The organism is Brevibacterium renqingii, from assembly GCF_017808095.1.
GTDB lineage: Bacteria > Actinomycetota > Actinomycetes > Actinomycetales > Brevibacteriaceae > Brevibacterium > Brevibacterium renqingii.
Map to the genome: position 1 here is coordinate 12259 of NZ_JADBHG010000012.1, position 26125 is coordinate 38383.

21 protein-coding genes are annotated in these 26125 nt (G+C 66.6%); 10 read left to right on the forward strand and 11 right to left on the reverse strand.

The genetic code is table 11. From position 1 onward, the window contains the following. Positions 1–21: 21 nt before the first annotated feature. The 4 genes from phnE to IIE29_RS15955 form a co-directional block, all read right to left on the reverse strand. Positions 22–1701, reverse strand: coding sequence for a phosphonate ABC transporter, permease protein PhnE (phnE, locus tag IIE29_RS15940; RefSeq protein ID WP_209326285.1), 1680 nt, complete (start codon positions 1699–1701; stop codon positions 22–24). Next, the gene (gene phnC, locus IIE29_RS15945) at positions 1701–2588 is read right to left on the reverse strand and encodes a phosphonate ABC transporter ATP-binding protein (protein ID WP_209326286.1); all 888 of its coding nucleotides are present in this window, start codon (positions 2586–2588) and stop codon (positions 1701–1703) included. Before phnC ends, phnE begins: the two co-directional genes overlap by 1 nt. Positions 2589–2617: 29 nt before the next feature. After that, on the reverse strand, positions 2618–3565 hold the full coding sequence (locus IIE29_RS15950) for a phosphate/phosphite/phosphonate ABC transporter substrate-binding protein (RefSeq protein WP_209326287.1): 948 nt from the start codon (positions 3563–3565) through the stop codon (positions 2618–2620). A 196-nt stretch (positions 3566–3761) separates the two neighbouring features. Next, on the reverse strand, positions 3762–4877 hold the full coding sequence (locus tag IIE29_RS15955) for a TIGR03364 family FAD-dependent oxidoreductase (RefSeq protein WP_209326288.1): 1116 nt from the start codon (positions 4875–4877) through the stop codon (positions 3762–3764). A 141-nt stretch (positions 4878–5018) separates the two neighbouring features. Between IIE29_RS15955 and IIE29_RS15960 the strand changes: the two genes are divergently transcribed. From IIE29_RS15960 to IIE29_RS15975, 4 genes are all read left to right on the forward strand, one after another. After that, the gene (locus IIE29_RS15960) at positions 5019–5798 is read left to right on the forward strand and encodes a GntR family transcriptional regulator (protein ID WP_209326289.1); all 780 of its coding nucleotides are present in this window, start codon (positions 5019–5021) and stop codon (positions 5796–5798) included. A gap of 151 nt (positions 5799–5949) precedes the next feature. Continuing rightward, positions 5950–6738, forward strand: coding sequence for an IclR family transcriptional regulator (locus IIE29_RS15965; RefSeq protein ID WP_209326290.1), 789 nt, complete (start codon positions 5950–5952; stop codon positions 6736–6738). Positions 6739–6918: 180 nt separating this feature from the next. Then, positions 6919–8157 carry a cytochrome P450 gene (locus IIE29_RS15970; protein WP_209326291.1) on the forward strand — a complete coding sequence of 413 codons (1239 nt, stop codon included), beginning with the start codon at positions 6919–6921 and terminating at the stop codon, positions 8155–8157. 40 nt (positions 8158–8197) lie between these two features. Further along, entirely contained in the window at positions 8198–9889 is a 1692-nt protein-coding gene (locus IIE29_RS15975) for an HAL/PAL/TAL family ammonia-lyase (RefSeq protein WP_343071939.1), read from the forward strand. Positions 9890–9961: 72 nt separating this feature from the next. On the opposite strand, the gene IIE29_RS15980 is transcribed toward IIE29_RS15975, so the two are convergent. Together IIE29_RS15980 and IIE29_RS15985 are read right to left on the reverse strand one after the other, a co-directional pair. Then, the gene (locus IIE29_RS15980) at positions 9962–10351 is read right to left on the reverse strand and encodes a hypothetical protein (protein WP_209326292.1); all 390 of its coding nucleotides are present in this window, start codon (positions 10349–10351) and stop codon (positions 9962–9964) included. Between the two features lie 71 nt (positions 10352–10422). Then, positions 10423–11511, reverse strand: a complete 1089-nt coding sequence (locus IIE29_RS15985; protein ID WP_209326293.1) for a flavin reductase family protein — start codon at positions 11509–11511, stop codon at positions 10423–10425. A 262-nt stretch (positions 11512–11773) separates the two neighbouring features. Between IIE29_RS15985 and IIE29_RS15990 the strand changes: the two genes are divergently transcribed. Both IIE29_RS15990 and IIE29_RS15995 read left to right on the forward strand, forming a co-directional pair. Continuing rightward, entirely contained in the window at positions 11774–13315 is a 1542-nt protein-coding gene (locus IIE29_RS15990) for a sodium:solute symporter family protein (protein WP_209326294.1), read from the forward strand. An 88-nt stretch (positions 13316–13403) separates the two neighbouring features. Further along, positions 13404–13793, forward strand: coding sequence for an MmcQ/YjbR family DNA-binding protein (locus IIE29_RS15995; RefSeq protein WP_246476007.1), 390 nt, complete (start codon positions 13404–13406; stop codon positions 13791–13793). A 142-nt stretch (positions 13794–13935) separates the two neighbouring features. On the opposite strand, the gene IIE29_RS16000 is transcribed toward IIE29_RS15995, so the two are convergent. Further along, positions 13936–15117 (reverse strand): SLC13 family permease, encoded by a 1182-nt coding sequence (locus tag IIE29_RS16000; RefSeq protein WP_343071940.1) that lies wholly within the window; start codon positions 15115–15117, stop codon positions 13936–13938. Positions 15118–15187: 70 nt separating this feature from the next. On the opposite strand from IIE29_RS16000, the gene IIE29_RS16005 reads away from it, so the two are divergent. The 3 genes from IIE29_RS16005 to IIE29_RS16015 are packed head-to-tail and all read left to right on the forward strand — an operon-like array spanning position 15188 to position 18366. After that, positions 15188–16042 carry an aldo/keto reductase gene (locus IIE29_RS16005; RefSeq protein ID WP_209326295.1) on the forward strand — a complete coding sequence of 285 codons (855 nt, stop codon included), beginning with the start codon at positions 15188–15190 and terminating at the stop codon, positions 16040–16042. Positions 16043–16058: 16 nt separating this feature from the next. Further along, positions 16059–17348, forward strand: coding sequence for an aspartate aminotransferase family protein (locus IIE29_RS16010; protein ID WP_209326296.1), 1290 nt, complete (start codon positions 16059–16061; stop codon positions 17346–17348). Continuing rightward, positions 17335–18366, forward strand: coding sequence for a phosphotransferase (locus IIE29_RS16015; protein ID WP_209326297.1), 1032 nt, complete (start codon positions 17335–17337; stop codon positions 18364–18366). The genes IIE29_RS16010 and IIE29_RS16015 overlap by 14 nt, the downstream gene beginning before the upstream one ends. 4 nt (positions 18367–18370) lie before the next feature. Here IIE29_RS16015 and IIE29_RS16020 read toward each other — a convergent pair whose 3' ends face one another. Genes IIE29_RS16020 through IIE29_RS16030 form a run of 3 tightly spaced genes read right to left on the reverse strand, consistent with a single transcriptional unit; the run spans position 18371 to position 23576 of the window. After that, complete coding sequence (locus IIE29_RS16020) at positions 18371–19447, reverse strand: VanZ family protein (protein WP_209326298.1); 1077 nt, start codon at positions 19445–19447, stop codon at positions 18371–18373. Between the two features lie 54 nt (positions 19448–19501). Further along, positions 19502–21478 carry a hydantoinase B/oxoprolinase family protein gene (locus IIE29_RS16025; RefSeq protein ID WP_209326299.1) on the reverse strand — a complete coding sequence of 659 codons (1977 nt, stop codon included), beginning with the start codon at positions 21476–21478 and terminating at the stop codon, positions 19502–19504. A gap of 10 nt (positions 21479–21488) precedes the next feature. Next, complete coding sequence (locus IIE29_RS16030; protein WP_209326300.1) at positions 21489–23576, reverse strand: hydantoinase/oxoprolinase family protein; 2088 nt, start codon at positions 23574–23576, stop codon at positions 21489–21491. Between the two features lie 214 nt (positions 23577–23790). Here IIE29_RS16030 and IIE29_RS16035 point away from each other — a divergent pair, with 214 nt between their 5' ends. Beyond that, positions 23791–25032 carry a PucR family transcriptional regulator gene (locus tag IIE29_RS16035; RefSeq protein WP_209326301.1) on the forward strand — a complete coding sequence of 414 codons (1242 nt, stop codon included), beginning with the start codon at positions 23791–23793 and terminating at the stop codon, positions 25030–25032. A gap of 80 nt (positions 25033–25112) precedes the next feature. Here IIE29_RS16035 and IIE29_RS16040 read toward each other — a convergent pair whose 3' ends face one another. Next, the gene (locus IIE29_RS16040; RefSeq protein ID WP_209326302.1) at positions 25113–26033 is read right to left on the reverse strand and encodes a carbon-nitrogen hydrolase family protein; all 921 of its coding nucleotides are present in this window, start codon (positions 26031–26033) and stop codon (positions 25113–25115) included. Positions 26034–26125 lie beyond the last annotated feature (92 nt).

Genomic DNA, 26125 nt, shown 5'->3' on the forward strand with positions numbered 1-26125 from the left:
TGCACGCTCAGCGGACGGCCTTCAGCGCACGGCTCGGCGCAGCCACATGGACAGGGCCTCGACGGCGAGGACGACGGCGACCATGAGGATGAGCACCATGGTGACGACGTCGAATTGGTTGACCCGCGAGGCATTGAGCAGCAGGAAGCCGATGCCGCCGGCGCCGACGACGCCGAGCAGGGTCGCCGAGCGGATGTTGTTGTCGAGCAGGTACATCGTGTGGGCGACGAACGCCGGGGCGGCCTGGCGCAGCGTCGCCGAGAAGAACACCTGGGCCTGGTCGGCGCCCGTGGCCCGCACCGCCTCCTGCACTCGGGTGTCGGTCTCCTCGAGGGAGTCGGCGATGAGCTTCGAGAGCAGTCCGATCGCACCGATCGACAGCGCGAGCGTTCCGGCCACCTCGCCGAGTCCGGAGATGACGATGAAGATGATCGCGAGGATGAGCTCGGGGATTCCGCGCACGATGACGATGATCACGCGGAAGGTCTGATGGACGCAGCTGTTGGCCACCGCGTTGCGGGCGGCGAGGATCCCGATCGGAATCGCGATGATCGCCCCGATGAACGTCGCCGCCAGCGAGATCTGGACGGTGACGAGCAGCTGTTCGACGAGGTCGGACATCGATCCGCCCGAGGAGGGCGGGAAGAACAGCGCGAGCGTCTTCGGCAGGTCGAGCAGCCCCGCCATCAGCGCGGACCAGGACACATCGACCCGCCACAGCGCGGCGATTGTGAGCACGACGAGCACCGCCGCCGAGGCGAAGCGCCGGATCCGTGCGGGACTCCACGGAGGGGTGAGGCTGAGATCCCCGGCGGTGGTGTCGCGTCCCCGGTTGAGCATGCGGTCGACCCAGGTGCCGCCGGTGACCCGGGCCCCGGTCGCGCGCATGAGTGCGGCCCGGATCGAGCCGGAGACGAGTTCGATGCCGATGCACAGGACCAGCACGATGAGCGCCAGCGCCATTCCCCGTTGGTAGTCCAGCGTGCGCAGGGACTCGGCGATGGCCAGGCCGATGCCGCCGACGCCGACGTAGCCGAGCAGCACCGAGGTGCGCAGATTGATGTCGAAGCGGTGCAGGGCCGTGGCGATGAGCTGCGGCATGAGCTTCTGCGGGATCGCGGCCGCGATCTGCTGGGCGCGAGTGCCGCCGAGGGACTCGACGGACTCCCGGGGCCCGTCATCGAGTTCCTCGATCGCGTCGCCGTAGAGCTTCGCGATCATCCCCACCGAGTGGATGCCCATGGCGATGATGCCGGCCGTGGCGCCGAGGCCGAACATCCGCAGGAAGATGATCGCGAGCACGAGGTCGGGGACCGCGCGGGCGAGCACGATGAGTGCGCGGGCCGTCCACTGCGAACCGCGGCCCATCCGGGTCGGACGTGCGGCGGCCAGGGACACCGGGATCGACAGCGCCACCGAGAGCAGGGTGGCGAGGAAGACGATCGCCAGGGTCTCGAACACCAGCGAGAACGTCTGTCGAAGCGGCGGGAAGTCGAGCGGGAAGATGCGGGCGAAGAACCCGATCGCGTTGTCGAAGGAGCCGAGGATGGTGCTGACGCTGATGCCCAGCGACCACACCGACCAGGCTCCGGCCAGGGCCAGACCGGCGAGCACCGCGGCGGCGGCGATCGTGCCTACCGGCGGCCGGGGCCGCCGCGGCAGCTCGGGGGCGGGAGCGGGAGTGTCGGCGAGGACGCTCATCAGCGGACCCCGGCCCGGCCTGCCGCCTCGGCGACGGGGGCGTCCGACTGCTCGTCGAGACCGGACACGCTCGAATAGATCTGCGAGGCCTCCTCGGCGCTCAGCCCTGCGGTGTCGCGGTCGAGCACCGCCTTGCCGCCGCGCAGTCCGATGATCCGATCGGCGAAGTCGATGGCCAGCTGCACCTGATGGAGCGAGCCGATCACGGTGAGATCGTCTTCGGCCGAGATCTGCTGCAGCAGGGTGATGACGTCGATGGCCGAGACGGGATCGAGGGAGGCGACGGGCTCATCGGCGAGCAGCACCTTCGGGTGCTGCATGAGCGCGCGAGCGATCGCCACACGCTGCTGCTGACCGCCGGAGAGCGTGTCCGCACGCTGGAAGGCCCGCTCGGCCAGACCGACGCGATCGAGCTTCTCCAGGGCCTCGCGGCGGACGGACTTCGGGTACATCATCAGCGAGATGCGCGGGCCCCTGAGCGAACCGAGTGCTCCGGCGCAGACGTTTTCGAGCACCGACATCGGACCGACGAGGTTGAAGGACTGGAAGATCACGCCGATGTCGCGGCGAACGGCGCGCAGGTCCCTCTTGCCCAGTGTGCCCAGATCGTGTCCGAGGACGCGCACCCGCCCCGAGGTGGGGGTGTGCAGACCGTTGATATGGCGCAGCAGGGTGGACTTGCCCGAACCGGACAGACCGAGCAGGACGGTGATGCCTCCGGTCCGGAAGCCGAGGTTGACATCGTCGAGGCCGAGGACCCCGCCGCCGAAGTCCTTGGTCACGTGGTCGAGCTGGACGGAGTAGATGGAATCGATCTCCCTCTGCAGCTCGGGTGTGGTGGCGCGGTGGTCGGCGAGGCCGTCGTGGGGTGTGCGATGTGCGTTCATGGGTTCTCCTTGGCCGGTTGTCGTGTCGGTCAGCCGATGTTCTTGCAGGCGTCAGCCTCGGTGGACTTGCAGATCTCGCGGATCGAATCGAAGTCCGAGTCGTCGACCTTCTTGTAGCCGTAGGTGATCTCCTCGGGCAGGACGCAGTCGTCCTCGGAGGTGCACACGCCTGCTTCGACGAGCGCGGGCACATTGGCCTTCTCGCGCAGGCTCGTCGTGACCTGCTCGGCGACCTCGGGATCGAGGGAGTCCTTGTTCACGGCGATCGGATCCTCGGTGATGGGTTCGGACTCCCAGATCGGCTCGAGGCTGCCCTTGTCGACCTGACCGGACTTCTCGAGGGTGGTGAGCATGGCATCGTGGGCGAAGGCGACATCGCAGTCCCCGGAGTTCAGTGACAGCAGCGAGGCGTCGTGGCCGCCGGCCATGACCTGTTCGAGATCCTTGTCCATGTCGATGCCCTCGTCCATGAGTCCCTTCATCGGCACGAGGTAGCCCGAGGTCGAGGCCGCGTCGACGAAGCACGTCTTCTTGCCCTTGAGGTCCTGGATGTCCTTGATGTCCGACCCCTTCTTCACATAGGCCAGAGACGTATAGGCCGGATCCGCCTCGGGGTCGTTGGTGGGTGCGGCGGCCGGGTCGATGTTGATGCCGGAGTCCTTCGCGATGACGTAGGCGAAGGGACCGAACGAGGCGGCATCGATCTGACCGGCGCGCATGCCCTCGATGACGGCGGCGTAGTCCGAGGCGTTCTCGAACTCGACCTTCTTGCCGGTCTCCTCCGCGACGAGCTTCGTGATGTTCTCGAAGGAGGACTCGAGAGTCGACGAGGATTCGGCGGGAACGGCCGCGAAGGTGATGGTGTCGTCGCTGCCGCCGGGACCGCCGCATGCGGTGAGGCCGAGCAGCGGGAGAGCGAGCGCTCCTGCGGCGATCGAGCGCACCGTGCGGGAGCGGGAGGGGGAGATGGAGACCATGGCGATGGTGCCTTTCGGGTGCGGGCGGGACGGGGCCCTGCCGGGTGCGAGACTGCGGGCGAATCGGATGTTCGCGTGATTCCATCCTCGCGGGCCGCATCGGAGGTGTCTATACAATTCGGCTCAGTTAACCGAGTGGACATGACAACTTCATCCTTGGTTTCGAGCGGCCGTCCGGCTGGGTGGTGCGCGTCACTCAGAGGTCGACGGTGCCGCCGCCGAGGACGAGGTCGGCGATGCCGAACGACAGGGTCATCCCGATCCTCGAGGTGACCACCGCGACCGTCGTCTGCTCGTCGGGGCGTTCGAGGACGAGGTTCGTCTCCGGGCTGTCGGCGTACTGGCCCAGCCAGCGCTGGCGCACGACGGGCTCGTCGATGCCGAGCAGTGCGGTCGAGCGATCGAGCAGCAGCTGTCCGAGGTGCTCGTCGATGAAGGGCTCGGGGCTGAGGTCATAGGCGTGGGAGTCGCCGATGAGCAGTCCTTCGGGGATGTCGGTGACCATGAGGTTGGCGATGCAGTCGACGAGTTCGGGTTCGCGTTCGGCCAGCTCCGCCCGCAGCGCGTCGGTGGACGGCATCGCGGCGAACCCGTCGTAGCGGGCCAGTGAGGTGCCGGTGAGCATCGCGAATCCGGTCGGCAGCCTCGGCGGGGCGTCGATGAGTGACATCACGAGGGTGCAGATGCGCACCTGCCTGTCCTCGGCGAGTTCGGGGAACAGTGAGGTGAGCTGGTAGCCGGGGCAGACGACGACGTGGTCGGCGCGGAAGCTGCCGCGATTCGTCGCCACCTCGCCGTCGGCGGTGCCGGTGACATGGGTGTTCCAATCGAACTCCACTCCCTGTGCGGCCAGCCAGGCGGCGATCGTCGGGGCCGCCTCGCGGGGATTGACGCGCATGTCCTGGGGCAGATGTGCCCCGCCCACGGCGCCGAGGTGGGGGTTCGACAGTGACCGGGCGGTCTCCTCGGAGTCGAGGAGCCGGACCTGTTCGGGACCGCGGTGGGCGGCGAATTCCTCGAGCACGGCCAATTCGGCGGCAGTCATCGCCGGGATGAGGGTGCCGGTCTCGGCGGCCCAGAGTCCGGTGGCCGCCGCTGCCTGCCGCCAGCCGTCACGGGAGGCCTGCGCGATCGGCTGTGCGGCATCGGATTGGCCGGTGAAGCAGGCGTGGCCGAAGTTCTGGATCGAGGAGCCGACGGGGCGGTCGGAGCGGTCGATGACGCGGACGCTGCGGCCCTGCTGGTGGGCGAGGAATGCGGTGGCCAGGCCCAGGATTCCCGAGCCGACGATGATGAGATCTGTTTTCGACATTCCCCCATCGTTGTGGGTCGATGGCGTAAGCTGGAAACATGTATGTACAAGTTTGAGATCTGTTCACCTGATGTTGACATTGCATACGCAGAAAGCCATCTCACATTCATTCGGCGAGGGATATCGAAGGAGCAGGAGCCCATGACGACCGGTTCGAGGCAGCGCAGCCGACAGCAGCACGACGAGATCGCCCATTACCTGCGCACGGCGATCCGGGAAGGATCCTTCCAACCCGGGGACGAGCTCCCCTCGGAGGCCGAGCTGACGCAGAAGTTCTCGAGCTCCCGCGGCCCGGTCAGACAGGCGTTGGCGGCGCTGCGGGGCGAGGGGCTGATCTCGTCGGGGCGCGGTCGCAGGACCGTCGTGCTCGACAATGTCCTCACCCAGTCCTTCGACGATGTCATCTCGTTCTCCCAATGGTGCCGCAACGCCGAGATCGTCCCCGGGCAGCGCACGCAATGGGTGGCGCGGCAGCCGGCGGAGCGGTCCCTGGCAGCCAGCCTGCGCATCGCCGACGGGGATCCCGTGGTCTCGGTGTTCCGGCTGCGGCTCATGGACGATGTCCCCGCGATGGTCGAACGGCTGAACTATCCGCTCGAGGTCGGTCGCCACGTGCTCGCCTTCGACACGGATGCGGGATCGATCTACCAAGAGCTGCTCGACCGCGGCGTCGACATCGATCGCGCTTCGCGTACCATCGATGCGATCGGCGCGAACGAGGAGGACGCGAAGCTGCTCGAGGTCCCGGTCGGCACACCGCTGCTGCGGGTGAGACGACGGGCCTTCACAGGCGCCGGGGAGATCATCGAGTCCTCCGACGACCGCTATCTGCCGTGGAAGGCGAGCTTCACGATGAACTCGACCCGGGGCAACCCGAGTTCGATGTCGCTGGTCTCGACCGAGCACACCGCGCCTGCATGAACGTGCGGGGACGTATGGACCGCGACTGAGAACACACTTGTCACTCGCGTGAACCGGCGGCCCTCCGTGCGAGGGTGCGCTGATGTGTCCGGCTATGATCTCCTTGACCGTGGATGACCACCTCCGACGGTCCACGAGGCGAGGGGTACGGATGGCAGAGCGGCCGACAGATGACAGGGGAGCGCAACCCGAACAGCGGAGCGTCTCGGCAGGCGATGAGTCTGCTCGCGACACCGCGCTCGTACGGGGACTGCGCATCCTCTCGAGCGTCGCGGAGACCGGTGAGACCAATGCGAAGCAGCTGGCGGCCGAGCTCGACCTGCCCCTGTCCACGACCTATCGGTACCTCAAGACCCTGCGCGAGTTCGACCTCGTCGAGGAGTTCGGCGGCCGCTACCTGCCCAGCTCCCGGCTGAGCTCCTGGTCCGGAGGCAACGCCACGCGGTCTCATCTGCTCGAAGTCGGGCACCGGTTCCTCCGCCGGCTCAGCGCCCGCAGCGGCCGAACCTCAGTGCTCGCCGTCCGAGAGGGGCGCAACGCCGTGTGCCTGCGGCAGTTCGCGCCTGACGAAGACGCCGATATCGCCTTCCGGATCTACGAAGTCCTCCCGCTCGATCGCGGGGCGGGCCAGCGCGTGCTGCTGGCCCACGCCCCGTCCCAGATCATCGCCGAGGTGGCCGCCGAGTCGTCCCATCCGGAGGAGAAGCTCCTCGGATCCCTCCGCCAGATCCGCAGCAGCGGATTCGCCTACTCCCAGTCCGAGCTGCGCTCCGGTGCGAACGCGCTCTCCTGTCCCGTCATCGTCCGCGGGGAGGTCCTGTGCTCGCTGACCCTGGCAGGCCACTCCGAACGCTTCGGAAATGCGACGGCGACTTCCCTCAAACCTCTGCTCACCGAGGCGGTCGAGGAGCTGCAGACAGCACTGAGCGAGGTGTGCTGAGAGCTGGGCTCGACCGCTGCCGACGCGCCCACGCGTTCCCACGGGCTGAGAATCCGACTGGCTCGATTCCTCGTGAGTTCCTAATCTGCAGGAGAACGCATCGCACAGACCCGCCGTCCCGGCAACGACGCGGAACGGCAGGAGGGCGATGCGCCTGCGAATGAGCAACGGAGGTCTTTCATGGGGAGCACATCGGCACATCCGACGGCGACGGACGCCATCACGGCACTCGATGTCCCGGTCATCGACGAGGACCCGTATTCGCGGGAGAACCTCGCCGATCCGTACCCGTTCATGCGCCGACTCCGTCGGGCCGGTCCGGCCGCTTGGCTGAGCATGTACGGCGTTCCGGCCTTCGGTCGCGATGCCGAAGTGCGGGAGATCCTCGAAGACCACCGGACGTTCATCTCCGGTGCCGGGGTCGGCAGCGTCAACATCCACCACAATCCGCCTCTGCGAAAGCCCGGGATCCTCGAGGTCGACCCGCCCATCCACACTCGCATGCGCGCAGCCATGGACGGCGTCATCACCCCGAAACGTCTGCGTCCTCGCAGGAAGGACTTCGCGACCTATGCGAAGACCGTCATCGACGAGGTGCTGTCGACCGAAGACGGTGAGTTCGATGCCGCTCGCCTCGCCGAGCAGTTCGTGCTGCGAGTCTTCGGCGACGCGGTCGGCATCCCGCGCTCAGGGCGGGCGGAGAATCTGCTGGTGCAGGGTGCCGCGAACTTCGCGACCTTCGGGCCGCAGAATGAGATCGCCCAGCGCTGGATCGCCGATTCCGCAGGCACCTACGACTGGGTGCTCGACAACTGCGCCCGCGAAGTCCTCGATCCCTCGGGCATGGGAGCCCAGCTGTGGGAGTTCGCCGACTCCGGCGACATCTCCCCGGAAGAGGCGACGCTGCTGGTCAGGGCCCTGCTCTCGGCCGGCTTGGATACGACGATCTTCGCGATCACGAATACGCTGCACACGCTGGCCACGCACCCGGAGCAGTACGCGAAGGTCCATGCCGATCCTCGGCTGGTGCGCTTCGCAATCGACGAATCATTCCGCTTCTTAAGCCCCTTCTACGCCTTCTATCGCACGACGTCGCGCGACACGGTGCTGTCCGGGGTGGAGATCCCCGCCGAGACCAAGGTGCTCGTCTTCCCCGGCAGTGCGAATCGCGATGAGGAGAGATGGGGCGCCGATGCCGACGTCTACCGATTCGACCGGGACTCCAGCGGCCACCTCACCTTCGGCATGGGCATCCACCAATGCGTCGGGCAGCCGATCTCCCGGATGGAGATGGACGCCCTGCTCTCGGCCTTCGTCACCCGGGTCGCCTCCCTCGAGACCGCCGGGGTCGCGACCCACCTCGTCCACACGACGCTGCAGAGCTACGCCTCCGTACCTCTGCGCGCCCGAGCGGCTTGAGCACAGCAGCAACCACCCGCCCCGAACGAGAGGAACCGATGTGATCGATACTGCTTCCGCCTGCACCCGCGAGGAGTTTCCCGGCGACGAACTCGTCATCGGACTCGATCCTGCGAGCCTGAGTGACCTCGTCGACGTGGCTCGCTTCCGGCGACGCATCCGCCTCGACCCTGAGCTAGAACAGCACTGCGCGAAGTCGCGGAAGTGGCTTGAGGACGTCATCGAGCGCATGCGCGCAGGGGAACCTGTCGAGGCGATCTACTCGGTCAACACCGGATTCGGCTCTCTGGCAGGACGGAAGGCCTTCCCCTCGGCCGATGACGCGGCCGAGCTCTCCCGCCGGCTCATCCTCGCCGATGCCTCGGGAGTCGGCCGCATCGTCGACGAGGAGGTCGTGCGGGCGACGATGTTCATCCGCGTCATCTCGCTGACCCAGGGCCATTCGGCGATCCAATGGGCGCTCATCGAAGGACTCGTCGCTATGCTCAACGCCGACGTGTGGCCGGCTGTGCCCGAGTACGGGTCTCTGGGCGCCTCGGGCGATCTCATTCCCTTGGCCCATATCGCCCTTGTGCTCACGACTGCTCCAGACGGCGGCACGGAGCCGGAGAACTCGGGAGAGGCGATCCTCGACGGACGCATCGTCACCGGGCATGAGGCGATGGCTGCGGCCGGTCTCGACCGCATTCCCGTCGGGGCCAAGGACGGTCTCGCACTGCTCAACGGCACATCCTTCTCCCTGGCACAGACGGCGCTCGCCGCCTGGGACGTCCAGGGCGCACTGCACACCGCTGAGGTGACCGCTTGCCTGTCGATCGAAGCCCTCCTCGGGTTCGGGGACGCCTTCATCGCCGAGCTCCACCAGGCCAGGGGTCAGAAGGGGCAGATCGCCGTGGCCGAGCGGATGCGCGGCTATATGCACGATTCCCGTCTCATCACCGGCGACCGGGACAACGACCCCGTCCGTCAGCCGCCCCAGGACGCGTACTCGCTGCGCTGCGTGCCGCAGGTGTTCGGCCCGATTGCGGACACGCTCGACTTCGCCTTCGGCATCATCGAACGGGAGATCAACGCTGCGACGGACAATCCGCTCGTCTTCCCCGATCTCGACCGGGATCTCAAAGCGGTCTCGGGAGGAAACTTCCACGCCGAGTACGTCGCCTTCGCTGCAGACTTCCTCTCGATCGCCGCGACCGAGATCGGCAACATCACCGAAAGGCGGATCTTCCGCCTCGACGACGGCACCCTCAACCGGGGTCTGCCGGACATGCTCGTCGACTCGGACCAGGTCGGCCTCGACTGCGGGTTCATGCTCCCGCAGTACCTCGCCGCAGCACTCGTCTCCGACTGCAAGACCCTGGCCCATCCGGACTCCGTGGATTCGATCCCCACCTCGGCGAATCAGGAGGACCACGTGTCGATGGCGAACAACGCCGGCCGGCATCTGCGACAGATCGTCGCGAACGTCGAAGTCGTCGTCGGCGTGGAGCTGCTCATGGCGGTGCAAGCGCTCGAGCTGCGGGTGCAGGCAGGCAGGCCAGACGGCACAGCTGTGTCCGAGGACGAGCTCTCGACTGCGGCGCGCAGAGTCCAGGCGATGCTGCGGGCGACCCCGGACACGCAGGGCCGGACGATCGCCCACCTCACCCGGGACGTCGTCCTCTACCCGCAGGTCCGCACCGCGGCCGGGCTGGTCAAGGAACGCGCGGTGCTCGCCGCGGTCAGCGACTGAGTTCGCGCCGCTGCACACGTCAGCCTCTGTGGAGCGTCTGGTTGCGCGCCGCGACCGAAGGCTGCCCGCGGTTCAGTCCGCGTCGCGTATACAGGCAGGATGGCGGCGGAGTCGGTTTCTGATCTGGAGCGCCTTGAGCGCTCCGACCGCGACCGTGAGGCCGGCGATGCTGCGGCGGTTCGACACCCAGGCCCGAACCTCGGCACCCTCCTCATGTTCGCGCACGTCGACGGAGACGATGAGCATCCGGCTGCTGTTGTTCACCCGCGCCCTGTTGATGAGGCCGGGACCTGTGGTCTTCACCCAGGTGACCCGTGGGAAGTGCGCCTCGACGATGGCAGCGGCCTCCTCAGCGGAGAGATCGAGCACCACACCATAGGTGCGCTTGGAGACGACGGTGCGATGGATGAGCAGCAGGAGGGCAAGGAGGCACACGACTGCCGCGATCACCGCACCGCTCATCGTCCGTCCTCTCCACCGGCCACCTGATTCCCAGGGTACCGATCCGATGGGTGCGACGGCTGCCGCACCGCTCAGAGGTCGAGCGCGATGCGCGTGCCGCACGCCCGGGAGACGCAGATCATCATGGTCTCCTGCGCCGCATGCTCCTCCGCCGAGAGCACGGAGTCCCGGTGGTCGGCCTGCCCGTCGAGGATGACCGTCTCACAGGTGCCGCACGTGCCCTTCTGGCACGAACTCAGCGTTCTCACACCGGCGCGGCCGAGGGCCTCGATGATCGAACATCCGGCGGGGACGTCGACTTCGGAACCGTCACCGAGCTCGACGACGAAGGCCTCGTCTCCTCCCTGCGCCTCGGCGCTGGTGGCGCGGGCTGAGGCGACCGTGCCACGCCCCGTCCTCTCACGGACATTCGCCGAGGTGTCGGCGTCGTCGAAATCCTCGCTGATGACGGCGATGGCGGGATCGTCGGCCAACCCGGTCTCGAGAGACCGCATGAGGGGGACCGGCCCGCACACGTAGACCGTCGTCTCCCCACCGCGACCGGCCGCCCACTCACGGACCGCGGCAGCGGCATCGGGTCGACCGGCCGTCTCGGTGATGTGCACGCTCACCCGTTCGGGTCCGTGTTCGGCGAGAAGGACCTCGGCGAAGGCCATCGACTCCTGCCGACGGCCGATGTAGAGCAGGTGCCAGTCATCACCCGCCGAGGCGGCCGCAGCGATCATCGCCGTCACAGGAGTGATGCCGATGCCGCCGGCGACGAAGAACACCGGTCCGACTCCGCGGTAGCCGAAAGTGTCCCGGGGCCCGCGGATGAGGAGCGAGGTGCAGGAAGCGAGGTGCTCGTGCAGCCAGGCTGAACCTCCCCGGCCCCGGTCCTCTCTCAGCACCGCGATCCTCAAGGTCTCTGCTGGGCCGGCGACGAGGGAGTAGTGGCGGATGGCGGGGCCCTCGGGCAGGGGAACGGCCACCTCGATATGGGAACCGGGAACGAGACCGGCGGTCGCCTCGGCGGGGGTGAGCTCGATGCCGAGCACTTCGGGAGTGAGAGCTTCGACCCCGCTGACGGGAACGGGGCGGAAGCCCTGGCGGATGAGCATATCGAGGCTGACGCCGTCGAATTCGCCGAGGGCAGGGCTGCCGTTGAGAATAGCCGTCATTGGTCCTCCATCCTTCTTGCTCGCGCGTCGAGCTCCGCCGGAGAGACCGGACCATCGGTCCCTGCGGCAGGCGCTGAGTTCCAGTGTGTCCGGGCCCGGAGCACGGTCGCGATCCGCATTCTCAGCGGCTGGGAATCCCGGTTGAGGCAGGGGATCGGTCTCGCAGAAAGTGGGCCCAACCGTCACCGGACAGCGTGGTGAAGCGATGGTGCTCCCATGTTTTCGTGACCGGTGTCAGGACCGTCTGCGGAAGGAAACAACGGTGTCTCCCTTTTGGCTCATCGGCGCACTCGCCGCCTACTTTCTCATCCTCCTCGGCGTCGCTCTGCACAAACGCCGCACCGACACGGAAACCGACTACTTCCTCGGCGGGAACACCATGCCCGCCTGGATGCTCGCGATGGCCTTCGTGGCCACTTGGTACGGGGGCAACTCGGCGCTGATCTCCGTCGACGAAGCCAACACTCAGGGCATGGGTTCGTGGTGGGTGCTCGGCGGCCCGACCGTCATCGCAGTCATCGCGCTCTTCGCCCTGGGACCGATCATCCGACGAGCGGGGCTGCTCTCGCAGGACGGGATCATGACGAACCGGTACAACAGGACTGCCGGCACCGTGCTGTCGATCGTCACCGCGATCTACCTCATCGTCTGGGGTGCGAGCCAGATGGTGGCACTCGGGCTGTTCTTCATGGTCTTCTTCGACATCAGCTTCGCCTGGGGTGTGGCGATCGGCATCGTCTTCTCGCTGCTGTACGCGATGATCGGCGGATTCCGTGCGGTGGTTCTCACGGAGACAGCACAGTTCGGCTTCTTCATGCTCGGACTCATCGTCACCTTCGTCGGCGCCGTCATCGTCTCCGGCGGTCCCGACGCGATCGTGCAGACCATCGAGACCAAACGCGATGCCGCATTCCTCAACCTGTGGGAGGGTTTCGGCCCCAACCTCGGCTACGTCATCGCCTTCGGACTCGCCTTCACGATCGACCCGGCAGCCTGGCAGAGGATCCAGGCGACGAAGTCACCTCGCGAAGCCCGGAAGGTCACGGTCCATGCGATGGTCTACTTCATTCCGCTCTACTTCCTCGTCGTCTTCGCGGGAATCGCCTCGATCGCCGCGTTCAACGAACCGCCTGAACAGGGCATCGTCGCGACCCTGGCCACCAGCCACTTCCTCCCGATCTTCGGCGTCATCGTCTTCATCGGCATCGCGGCCGCGATCATGTCGACGATCTGCACCACTCTCAACCTCTCCTCGCTGTATCTGACAGAGCTGACGACGAAGGCGCTGCGGACCGAAGTGGGCGAGAAGCAGAAGGTGTGGATCGCACGAGCCGGCACCTTGGCGGCCGCGATCATCGGCTTCATCGTCTCCGTGCAGCTGCCGAGCGCTCTCACTCTGCTCGCGCTCGCCTCCGAGATGCTCGCGGCAGGAGTGTTCTTCCCCCTGGTCCTCGGATTCTTCTGGCGACGTGCGAACTCGGCAGGCGCGATCGCTTCGATCATCGGAGGGGGCGGCTTCATCCTCTACGGTTTTGCAATCGAGCTCGGCGTGCCGCTGCCGCATTTCTGGGGCGAGGGATCGGTGACTCGCGTGCTCATCGGTCTGAGCATCAGCTTCGTCCTCTACGTCGGAGTCTCCCTGGCGACACCTCCGGAGTTCGCCAAAGCCGATGCGTTCTCCGCTCGCGGTCGCCTGAGAGCCGAACAGGTCGGTTCTTCGACCGCGTGTACTGAGAATGTGGCTGCTGCGAGCGGTCCGGCTCGTGCCGATGGGACGGAGGAGTTCGAGAGCTTCGGTTCATGATTCGTGATTCGAGCCCCGGGCGCCGGAACCCGCGGGTACCCGGGCCAGACCTCTCGGCAGCGAGCGTATCGGCACGTATCGTAGGGTCATGGCGCATCCGCAGATGTTCGATGACGACGATCCGGTGCTCGAGCGATTCCGGGGCATCGCGCTGAGCTTTCCCGAAGCGCAGGAGAAGATCTCCCACGGACGGCCGACGTTCTTCACGAAGAAGGTCTTCGCCTACTTCGGCGGTGCTCGGAAGCATGTGACCGGTGAGATCGTGCAGCATCCGCACGGTGTGCTCGTCCTCCTCGATCCGCTGGACGCCGAGGTGATGCTCGAGCGTCCGGACTCGTTCGTGCCGATGTACCTGAGTCCGGCCGGCTGGATCGGACTCGAGGTCGAGCAGCTGAGCGATGAAGAGCTGTACGAGGTCCTCGCCGACTCCTACCGCAACACCGCTCCCGCAAGGCTCGCGAAGCTCATCGAGGGCTGACGATGACGGCGGTTGCGTGCCTCCTAGAACGAGCGGTCTTGAGTGGTCGAAATGAGCTGAAATCACCCCTTGGAAATCCGCCCGATTCGTCCACTCAAACCGTACATCGTCAGGACACCTCAACCTGCCAGTGTCTGCCGCCTCAACCCAGCCACAGTGCCAGCGTCGTCAGGGGCACGAGTACGAGCGTCAGGCCGAGTCCGAGCAGCGCGAATCGTCGCCACGAGATCTCGACGCCCATCGCTGTGAGCCTCTGGTGCCACAGCAGCGTGGCCAGCGATCCCCACGGGGTGATGATCGGGGCGAGATTCACGCCGATGAGCAGGGCTCCCAGCCGCAGAGGAGAGTCCGTGAACGCCGAGAGACTGAGATACGCCGGCAGATTGTTGACCGCGTTCGCGCCGAGGGCGCCGACAGCCGCGATCCGCAGCAGGTCGAACACGCCCTCACCCTGACCGACCGCAGTGCCGAGCACAGCGTCATAGCCCTGCACATGGATCGCCTCGACGATGACGAACAGGCTCGCTGCGATCCCGATCGTCCGCCACGGAACGAGCCGGAGCGTGAGGACGTTGGGTCGGCGGACGGCGAAGACCACGAGGAGCACGAGCGCCGCGACACCGGCGACGAGCGCGACGGGGATGCCGGTCACCAGCATCGGCAGCAGCACGGCGACGACCACGGCCGCGATGCCCAGCAGACGTCGATCAGGAATGACGGTGGTCTCCGCGAGTTCGTACCGACCCTTCAGGCTCCTGCGGTGGATGAGGGTGAGCGCGACGACCGTGATGAGCACCGCCACGAGCGCCGGGGCCCAGAACTCAGCCAGGAAGCCCAGCGGCGCACCCCCGAGCGCATCCGCAGCCAGCAGGTTGGTCAGGTTCGACACAGGCAGGAACAGCGAAGCGGTATTGGCCAGCCAGACGGTGGCGAGCGCGAACGGCAGCGGCGAGAGACCGATGTGCCGGGCGAGGACGACGATGACCGGGGTGACGAGCACCGCCGTCGTGTCCAAGGACATGAACGCCGTGCTCAGCGTGATCATCGCGAGCACGAACGCCCACAGCAGCGCTCGCCGCCCCCGCCCCCAGACGGCCAGGCGTTCAGCGGCGACCGAGAACACGCCTGCGACGCTGGCGAGCTCGGCGACGATCGTCATCGCGATGACGAAGACGAGGACGGGCCCTGTCGTCTCGGCGAGTGCGACGAGGTCGCCGCCGGGCAGCCGCCCGGTGACGAGCGTGAGGACCGCGACGGCGATGAGCGCCCACGGCACGATGACGTTCCACCGCAGAGAGGCGGGATTCCACTGGCTTTCGCGCACACCTGCAGAGTACGGCACTGATGTCGCCGTGCCCTGGCGGGATCACCTCGGCGGTCATAGGGTGGGTGTCATGGCTACTCCTGCGCAAAGTTCACCCATCCCCACATTCGACCTCAACGACGGGCGCGCGATCCCGCAGCTCGGTCTCGGCATCTATGCGATGAAGGGCGTCGAGGGGGTCGACGCGATCGTGGGTGCCGTCGATGAGGTCGGGTACCGTCTGCTCGACACGGCGGTCAATTACGAGAACGAACGCGAGGTCGGCGAGGCCATCGCGAACTCCGCCGTCGACCGCGAGGAGCTGTTCGTCACCTCGAAGATCCCCGGCCGTCACCACGGATACGAGGAATCCATCGCCAGCACCGAGGAATCGTTAGCCCGGCTCGGACTCGACTACCTGGACCTCCACCTCATCCACTGGCCCAACCCGAGCGTCGGCAAATACCTCGACACCTGGCGCGGGCTCATCGAACTGCGCGAGCGCGGGCTCGTGAAATCCATCGGCGTCTCGAACTTCACCGAGGCGATGCTCACCGAGCTCGTCGAGGCCACCGGAGTCACCCCGGCCGTCAACCAGGTCGAGCTCCACCCCTATTTCCCGCAGACTGAGCTCATCGACTTCCACCGGTCGATCGGAGTCCAGACCGAGGCCTGGTCGCCGCTCTACCGTGACCAGGGTCTGTTTGACGAGACTCCCATCACCGAGGCGGCCACCGCCCACGGCGTCGCACCGGCCCAGGTGGTCCTGCGCTGGCACCTCGAGATCGGCAGCCTCCCGATCCCGAAGTCGGCCAACCCGGATCGGCAGCGCAGCAACGCCGATGTCTTCGACTTCAGCCTCACCCCCGCCGAGGTGGGCGCGATCTCCGCGCTCGAGCGCGGACGCATGAAGGACCGGGACCCGCTGAGCCACGAAGAGATGTGAAGCGAGAGCGGTGCCATTGACCGAAGAGAACCCGCACCGACCTCAGTTGGTGACGACCCGTGCCCGAGTCCTCGGCGGCACCTACCGGACGTTCTACTCCGAGCCCCTGACCGTCGCCTCCGCTTCCGGATGTACGATCACCGATGCGGACGGTCGGGACTTCCTCGACGCCTACAACAACGTCCCCGTCCTCGGCCATTCGAATCCCGAGGTCAGGCGCGCCGTCGACGAGCAGCTCGGCCGGGCGAACGTCCACACCCGCTATCTCGACGGACTCATCGTCGACTATGCCGAACGCCTTGTCGGCCAGTTCCCGGACTCCCTCGAAGCAGTCATCTTCGCCTGCAGCGGTTCCGAGGCCAACGACCTCGCTCTGCGCCTGGCCGCTCACGCCACCGGCCGCGACGGCATCATCGTCACACGGCACTCCTACCACGGCACCACCTCGGCGGTGGCCGGGATCTCGCCCAGCCTCGTGGGTGCGGACGTCGTTGATCATGTCGAGGCCATCTCCCTGCCCGACTGGGACGACCCGGACTTCGATACGGGGTTGGCTAGTGCGATCCAGGCGGCGGCCGAACGGCTGCGCGAACGCGGCCACGATCTCGGTGCTTTCATCTTCGACTCCGCTGTCACCAGCGACGGCATCCTCTCTCCGCGTCCGCTGACGGCCACCGCGGCCGAAGTGCGCCGACACGGCGGACTGTGGATCGCCGATGAAGTGCAGTCGGGCTTCGGCCGCACCGGCAGGGCATGGGGTTTCGAGCACCTCGGCGTCGTTCCCGACCTCGTCACCCTCGGCAAGCCGATGGGCAACGGACTGCCGGTCTCGGCCGTCATCGGCCCCCACCGGATCTTCGACGACTTCGGTGCCGAGCAGCGCTACTTCAACACCTTCGCGGGCACCGCGGTGCCCATCGCCGCCGCCGAGGTGGTGCTGACCGCCCTCGAAGCAGGTGCCCTCACCGCCCGGGCCAGTGAGGGCGGAGAACTGCTCGAATCCCTCATCACCGAGGCGGTCGCTGCCTCGGACACACCCGCGCTGGTGCGCCGCAGCGGACTCATGGTCGGCATCGACTTCGAGACCGGCGGCACGACCGCCGAGACCGCGGCCGGACGGGCGAAGGCGATGGTCGAGCACCTGTATGCCGAGCGGATCCTCGTGAGCACAACCGGTCGGATGGGAACCGTGCTGAAGATCCGTCCGCCGCTGGTCATCACCGACGACGAGCTGCATGAACTCGCCGGCGGATTCGCGCGGGCGCTCGCACGGCTCGAAGTGGGATCCGTGCATGCGGGGGAATGACCGCACGGCGGATGCGCTTCCGTCCGACCTCACCGAGGTGATGGCTGCGGTCAGCGAACTCTATGGGGTGCGTGTCGAACGACCGAAACTGTTCAAGGGCGAATTCGACAGGAATGTCCGGTTCGCCGATCACAGGCATGGGATGCTGCTGGCGAAAGTGAGTGCCGACAGCCTCGGCGAGGACGCACTCCGCTGGCAGGAGACGGTGCTCCATGCTGCGGCGGAGAGTCCGGAGGTGACGTTCCGGACCCCGCTGGTTCTGCCCGCACTCGATGGCAGCCGGCATGTGCGGATCGGTGCGCATCTCGTGCGAGTGGTCACGTGGATCTCCGGGCGGCTGTGGAACGAGAACTCGAGCACCGGTGGGGCCGGTGCCGGGCTGCTGCGCTCGCTCGGGGAGGCCTCGGCACGGCTGACCCTGGCACTGACTGACATCGAGATGCCGGCGGAGATCCCCGGTCACGACTGGATGATCGAGCGAGGTCCGCTCGTCGTTCGTCGCGCTCTCGACCGGCTCGAGCAAGCCGGGGGAGAGCAGCCGGAGCGCTTGTCGGTCATCCGAGGCATCGTCGATCGCTTCGCTGAGCGCGTGCTTCCGGGGCTCGAGGGGCTGCCGCGGTCGGTCATCCACCACGACCTGCACGATGCGAACGTCGTCCTCGACGAGGCCGGGCAGTCTCTGACCGGAGTCATCGATTTCAACGACGCCGTCGCCGCCCCGCGGATCTCGGACCTCGCGATCTCAGGAGCCTACGCGATGCTGGGCCGCAGCGACCCGGCGGCCGCATTCCGTTCAGTCATCGCCGGCTATCGGAGCGTTCTCGAACCCGAGCGGGCCGAACTCGACGTCGTCGGAGAGATGGCGCTCATGCGCCTGTGCATGAACTGGGCCCAGTGGCGGGCACGTGCACTCGACGCCGCCGACAGCGAATACGCTCTGCGCCGATCCGCGCACACCTGGCCCCTCATCGCCTACCTCGCCGAGGCGGGTGCGCCCGAGGCTGTCCGGTCTTGCTGAGGGCTCACTCGTCGGTCGAAACTGGCACGGCCGCAGCTGTGGCCCTGACGTCGTCGATCTCGGTTCCCGACACCACGCAGGCCAGTCCGCGGTGGCGGCGGGTCGTGAACACCATGACGGCAGAGACCGCGACGAGGGCGAAGAGGAGCAGCCCCGAGAGCGGGAACGTCCATTGGGACAGCAGCATGCAGCCGCCGATGCCGAAGAGGAACCGCAGCATCCGATTGGCCTCTGCGGGCCGGCGGACCTGCGCAGCGGAGATGAGGATGAGGCGCTCGCCGAGGGTCACGCCCCGGCTGAGCACCGAGAACAGCTGAGCGGCGAAGGGCAGCGCGAAGCCGATGAACGTCACGATCGGTTCGGGTTCGGTGACCGTTCCGCCGCCGAGGACGGTCATGAAGAACATATAGATGATGGAGACCGTCCAGCCGAACAGACCCCAGATGAGCAGATCGCAGAGAATTCCGGTCAGCCGGCGCATCACCGTGATCGGACGCGGGACATCGGTTTCCTCCAGTCCCTTCTGCCGGCGCAGAAGGAGCAGGCTGGCCAGAGAGCCGAGGATCGCACCGAAAGTGTTCATCATGAGATCGTCGACGTCGAAGACCCGGTAGGCGCAGGAGTAGAGCCCCCAGATGCCGGTGATCTGGGTGAACTCGATGAGCGCCGAGGCTGCCAGTCCCGTCATCGTCGCCACGATGATGCCTCGGCCCGCGAGCTGTCGGACGAACCAGCCGAGCGGAACGAAGAGCACGACGTTGAGGACCACCTGCAGGACCGCGGGATTGGTCATCAGGGCACGGGCGCTGCCGGTGTCGAAACTGAGGATGTCGGCGACGAACTGGAAGGGGCGCAGCTGCACCGCCGCGCAGGTGACCTCAGCGGCCGAGGGCATCGGCAGCAGCGTGTACGTCCACAGCGCCATCGCGTAGACGGCGGCGGCGAGCCACACCAGCGTGTGCCAGAACGTCAGGCCGCCTCTGCGGCGGTAGCTGATCGCGACGAACGGCACGAATGCGAGAACGGCGAGGCCGCAGCCGACGAGGACGGCGACGAAGGCAGGAATGACGAAAGTGCTCATTCCCATAATCCTACGTGTCCGCCCAGGTCAGCGGCAGCTCGACGCCGGGAGGGATCAGCTCCAGTGCGCTGCCGAGCGGGCGCGCATGCTCTCGCGGAACTGGCCCGTGGACTTCTCGAGGAGTTCGCCCGTGCCCCAGTCGAGGACGACGCCGTACCGGCGGATCACGTCGTGGACGGTGATCTCGCCTTCACGATAGCAACGGGCCACCTCGGCGGCGTCGGTGTCGAGCCAGGAGGCGCGTTCGGATCGGATCCGAGCGCGTTCGCGTGTCGTCGCCTCCTCATCGACCTCGTATTCGTCGAGTTCGGCATCGATCTCGGTGATGACGACGCCGTAGTCCTTCGCAGCCCGATCGATGGAGACGTAGCCGTCGATGACGTCTTCGAGGACTTCGGCGGTGGTCCGGTCGAGCGGATCGCCGAATCCGCCGCCGCCCGCGCTGGGTCGTTCGAAGCTGTCGCCCGGAGCGATCGAGACATTGGAGAAGGTCGCGCCGAGGTACGTGCGGTCCTCGGCCGAGGGGTTGAGCCAGACTCCATGGGGAATCGACGGCAGTCCGCCGTTGATGCCCCAGGTCGTCGATCGGCCGCGATCGCAGCAGTAGCTCATCACCGCGCCCGAGGCGTCCGTGAGGATGCCGCCCTTGTTGACCCCGCAGCCACCCCGGAACCGACCGGGCCCACCGGAATCGGTGTTGATCGAATGCTGGGTGGTCAGCACCGGCGTCAGCCGCTCCTGGCCCTCGACGGGCTGCACGGCGAGTCCGGTGCCGAAGACCGGCGAAGTCGCTGAGGACCCGTCCTTCGTCGACCGGCCGCCCCAGCCCCCGGCCATCCAGTCGTACCACATGAAGTAAGGGCTCGATTTCACTCGCGAATCATGGCCACCCACCAGGAGGTATTCGAGGTTGAAAGCGCAGGCCATCGCCCGCTCGGGCATGATGTGGGACCAGAGCTCGAAGATCGCGTTCATCACTTTCTCGTACGGCCCCGAACAGAAGCCGGTCACCGCGTGCGGCCAGCCGGCGTTGACGACGGTGCCCTCCTCGCCGATCTCGGCCGTCACTGCCTCATAGAACCCGGAGTTGAGGGGCACCTCGGGGAAGAAGGTCTTCGTTCCCGCGTAGATCGCGGAGAACGTGGTGCCGTAGCCGGAGTTGAGGAACGTCGAGACCGCTTCGGCGGATCCCGTGAGATCGTAGTGGATGCCGGAGCCGTCGAGGGTGAGCTTGACGCGGATGGGGGCCAGGCCTTCACCCTTGGCCGGGTCGCCGTCGAGGTAGTCGACGGTCTCCCATTCCCCGCGGGGCAGATCGCCGAGGCTGGCGAGCACCGTGCGGCACACATAGTCCTGGGTCTCCTGCATCGCGTCGAGAACGGTGTCCTTCGAATACTTGTCGACGAGGCGCAGGACTTCGCGTTCGCACACGGCCGTCGCCTCGGCCTGGGCATTGAGGTCGCCGAGAGCCTGGTCGGGAGCGCGCGTGTTCGACACGAGCAGCTGCGCGACATCATGGAGGAACCGGCCCTTGTGCCACACTCTCAGCGGAGTGATCCGCAGGCCCTCGCCGAAGTGCTCGGAGGCGGAGACGTCGAACGATCCCGGTACGGAGCCGCCGATATCGGCCCAATGACCCTTGTTCTGGGCGAAGCCGATGATCTCGCCCTCGGAGAAGATCGGCCGGACGAAGCTGACGTCGTTGAAGTGGGTGCCGCCTCTGTAGGGATCGTTGATGAGGAAGACGTCACCGGGGTTGATGTCGTCGCCGAACTCCTCCATCACGGCCTTGCACTGGAAGTGCAGGGTGCCGACATGCACAGCGATGTCTGCGCTGCCCTGCATCACCGTGTTGCCGTACTTGTCGCACAGGGCCGATGAGAAGTCACGGGAGTAGATGACGAATGAGTAGCAGGTGCGCAGGATCTGCTCGCTCATGAGGTCGACGCTGGTTGCGAAGGCGTTCTTGAGCACTTCGAAAGTGACCGGGTCGAGCGTCGAGGTCTTCTCTGCTGGTGTTGTCGTGGTCATGGGTCTCTCCTCACACTGCGCTCTGCGTCGAGTCGCTGGCGGTGGTCTCGGCGGCCTCTCCGCCGGTGGCTGTGGGCAGGCTGATCCTGATGTTGAACCATTCGTCGATGACGGCGGAGGCTTCGGGCGGGATCACGGTCGTCGAATCGATCTGATTGAGTATCGCCGGTCCGATGAATGCCGCGCCCGAGGGCAGGTTCTCCCGCTGGTAGACCGGAGTCCGGTGCCAGCTTCCGTCGAAGTGGACGTCGCGGATCTCGATCGGCTCGCCGGGATCGTCCGAACTCACGGGCGAGGGTTTGAAGCTGGGCTTGGGTGTCTTGCCCAGTGCCTTGAGGTGGAGCTGGTAGATCTCGACCGGTGTCTCGTCCTGCCGGAATGCATACTGCTTCTCGTGCTCCTCGTGGAAGAGCTGCACGGCCTCTTCCAGAGCTTTCTGGCCGCTTCCCATCTTCACCTGCAGTGAGCGCCACTGCCCTTGGTAGCGCATCGAGATTCCGCGCTGGAAGACGGCGTCCTCCTCGGCGACCTTCTCATGGCGGAGCCGGTCGCGGCCTTCGAGCTCGAGGGTCCGGAAATGCTCTTCGACGACATCGGCATCGGCGGCGTCTGCCGCTCCGGTGTACATCTGCGAGAGGTCGTGCTGGATATCGACGAGGAGGCATCCCAGCGCCGAGGTGACCCCGGGGCTCGGGGGCACGATGACGGAGGGGATGTCGAGTTCCTTTGCGACGTCCGCACCGTGCAGCGCTCCCGCGCCGCCGAAGGCGATGAGGGCGAAGTCGCGCGGGTCGAGGCCCCGCCGGATCGAGACCAGCCGAACGGCATCGGCCATGTTCGCGTTCGCGACCTTGATGATGGAGTCGGCCGCCGTGTCGATGTCGAGACCGAGCGGAGTCGCGATCGTGGACTCGATCGCCGCTCTCGAGCTTGCCCTATCAAGGGTCATCTCACCGTCGGCGAGGTCGGTGCCGAGCCGTCCGAGCCAGAGATTCGCATCGGTGTTCGTCGGTTCGGTTCCGCCACGGCGGTAGCAGGCGGGGCCGGGATCGGCACCGGCCGATTGCGGGCCGTTGCGCAGGGAGCCGGCGATGTCGATGTGTGCCAGTGAGCCGCCGCCGGCACCGATGGTGAGCACTTCGATGCTGGGGAAGACGATGGGATGGCCGTATTCGACCTGCCATTCGTTCGTCTCCCGCAGTTCGCCATCGGCGATGAGGGAGATGTCGGTCGAGGTGCCGCCCATGTCGAGTCCGACGGCATTGGCGAATCCGCACTGCTCAGCGACATGCTGAGCCGCGATCGCCCCGGCCGCGATGCCCGAGGCGGCGAGGCGGACGGGGAAGCGTTTGACCACCTCGGAGGTCATCGATCCGCCGCCCGAATGCAGCAGAAGGAGCTCTCCGGTGTACCCGTCGGCGGTGAGGCTGCGGTCGAGGTTCTCGACGTATCCGGAGACCAAGGGTCCGAGGACGGCGTTGGCCACGGTGGTGTTGAAGCGGCCCAGCTCGAAGATCTCCGGCAGGATCTCCGCCGAGGTCGAGATGCTCGCTCCGGGCAGCTCCTCGGCGAGGATCTCGCGCATGCGGATCTCGTGGGCGGGGTTCGCATAGGAGTTGATGAAGCACACGGCAACCGTGTCGACTTCGCGTTTGCGCAGCAGACGGCCGAGATCGCGGGCGGCATCCTCATCCAGCGGTGTGACGACATTGCCGGCGAAATCGACGCGTTCGGGAACCTCGAAGCGATCGCGACGGCGGATGTAGGGGCCCGAGACATCGGAGTAGGCGTCCCAGAGGTCGTCTTTCGTGCCATCGCGGATCTCGATGACGTCGCGGAACCCTTTCGTGGTCACCATGGCTGCTTTGGGAAATTTACGAGTGATGAGTGCGTTGGTGGCGACAGTGGTACCATGCGAGAAGAGCTCGACATCGGTGAGGTTGATGTTCGCTCTCCTGACTCCGTTGAGGACGGCGGTCATCGGGTTGTCCGGAGTGGACGGAACCTTCGTCACCCGCATGGACTGGGTTGATTCGTCGAAGATGCAGATGTCGGTGAAAGTGCCGCCGACGTCGACGGCGACGCGCAGATTGGCCACGGGATCTCCTTTGATTGTGTGATCTGCCCCTCATCGTGACTCGTCCTCCGGGTGCGGTCAATGGAGGATCCGAAGGATCACGAACCCCTCTCTTGTGGAAAGCACAAACTGTGGGCGAAACTGCTGGTGGGCGTCGTCGTCTGCCGCTCCTTCGCGATTCGGCAAGCTTGCTGAGAACCAACGAGGCGGCGCCGCAGAGACGAGGGAGTCATTGATGAACAGCCGTGAGCAGGTATTCGAGACGCTGCTGGCGTCACTCGGCGCCGCCGACCCGCTCGGGTCCGTCATCGCGCAGGCGGCGAGGATCTGCCGCGGTTCCGCGTTGGTGGTCAACGAACTGGGGGAGACGCTCCGCGCAGTGGGAGCGGCGCCGGGACATCTCGTCTCCGAATGGGTCCTTGCGCATGTCTTCGCGGGGCCGTCTGCCGCCGCATCCCAGCGCGGTTCCGCGCGAGAATACGAGGTGCGGCAGGGACAGATCGGCCGGTGGAGTGTCTCGGCTCGAGTGGTGCGTATACGACAGAGGGTGCATACGATCGTCATCGCTGTGCATGAGGACAGCGGCGCCGACGGCCGAGCTGGGGGAGAGATTCGATCGGCCGGCGAGGACGTCTCGCTCGTGCTCGACACCGCGGTGAAGATCCTTCGCGCGTTCGAAGGCTTCGAATCGTTCTCGATGAGCACTCGCAGGGAGGAGTCGGCACGACTGATGCGTGAGCTCGAGGCCGGTGTCGCACCCGGACGCGAACCGGCCAAATGGCGGACATTGGAGAACTTCGGGTTCGAAGCCTATGCTCCCGTCCGCGTCGTGCGAGCCCGTTCGGCCGCGGCCTCCGACGGCTCAGCGAGGAAACCGACCGCGGCCGTCTCGGAGCCTGGCAGTGCCTCGAGCCGGCGGACTGAGTTCGCAGCCGGCGGCCAGCCGCTGACGGCGATGAAGGGCATCGTCCTCAGTGATTCGGGAGTGCACTCCTCGCTGGATGAGATGACCGCTCTGTGCGCAGAGGACTTCGCGATCGAGGGGTTCCTCACCGACGGCATGATCGGCGCCGGGGTCTCCGAAGCATTCACCGCGCTCAGTCAGGTCCCCGAGATGCTCCGCTCGGCCGATGTCGCCCTCGCCGCAGCGGAACCGGGCGCTATCGTCCACGTCGAGCAGATGCGTCCCGTCGAGTGGGCCGCAGCGAGGATGAGCTCGCGTTTCGATCAGAAGATCGCACGCCGGTTCCTCGAACGCCTCGCCCAGGGAACGGATTCATGGCTGACGCTGACGACCTACCTCGACTGCGCCGGGAGCATCGCCGAGGCGGCCCGTGCCCTGAACGTGCATGAGAACACCGTGCGCTACCGGCTCGGTCAGATCGAGAACGCACTCGGCGCACGCCTGACCGATCCTCGAGCCGTGGCCGATGTCGTGGTCGCCTTCGAGTGCCGGCGGATGGGCAACGGTGCCTGAACGAGGCGAGTGTCCGAACGTCGGCTCGGGACGTTGCGCTCCGCAGTCGGTGCTGAGTGCCCCGCCCCCGCAGTCGGGTCTCAGTCGAAGCTCACCGAGCTGCGGGGCTCGGAGTGGACGGTGAGTTCGAAGACATCGGGGCGTGAGTAGTGGCCGACGACGTCGAAGTCGAGGTGGGAGCGGGTCTTCGCGTCCGGGTCGATGTCGGCGTAGAGGATCGTCTCCTCGTCGTAGACCGGCCCGGCGAGGACTTCTCCGGTCGGGGCGACGATGATGCTGCCGCCGCGGATGGCCGTGCTGCCGTAGGGCAGGTCGACCTCGAACGGATGGTCGTCGGGGTACGCGTCCTTGGTGATGAACTGGCAGGCCGAGAGCACGTGCGTGCGCCCTTCGAGAGCGATGTGTGTCATCGTCGCGGCCCAGGTCGGCCGGTCGTCGACCGTCGGGGCGCAGTAGAGCTCGACTCCCTTGGCGTACATCGCCTGCCGCAGCAGCGGCATGTAGTTCTCCCAGCAGATGACCGAACCGACCCGACCGAGAGGTGTATCCATCGTGTCGAGCGTCGACCCGTCGCCGAAGCCCCAGATGAGGCGTTCCGACCCCGTCGGCATGAGCTTCCGGTGCGCACCGGCGATGCCGGCGGATGGGTCGAGCATGAGCGCGGTGCAGTAGAGCGTGTTGCCGAGGCGCTCGATGATGCCGATGACGACGAAGAGTTCGAGCTCCCGGGAAGCCTCTGCCAGCCGTGCGACTTCCGGCCCGTCGAGTGTGACCGCGCCGGAGCTGTAGCGCCCGTACTGCCTGCGTCCGTCGTTCGTGCGCAGTCCCACAGGGGCCCCGAACGTGCTGCCCTTCGGGTAGCCGCCGATGAATGCCTCGGGGAAGACGGCGATCTCGGCGCCGTTGTCGCGGGCTTCCCTCATCAGACGAATGGCCTTGTCGACTGAGGCCTCTGCGTCGAAGGGGATCGATCCTGCTTGGACGACTGCTGCTGTGGGCATGTGGCTGACCTTCCTCGCTCTGCTGAACACTCCTGTGTGCTCTCACTCTCGACCGACCGGTCGCGGCAGTCAACTCGCGCGAGCGTCGCATT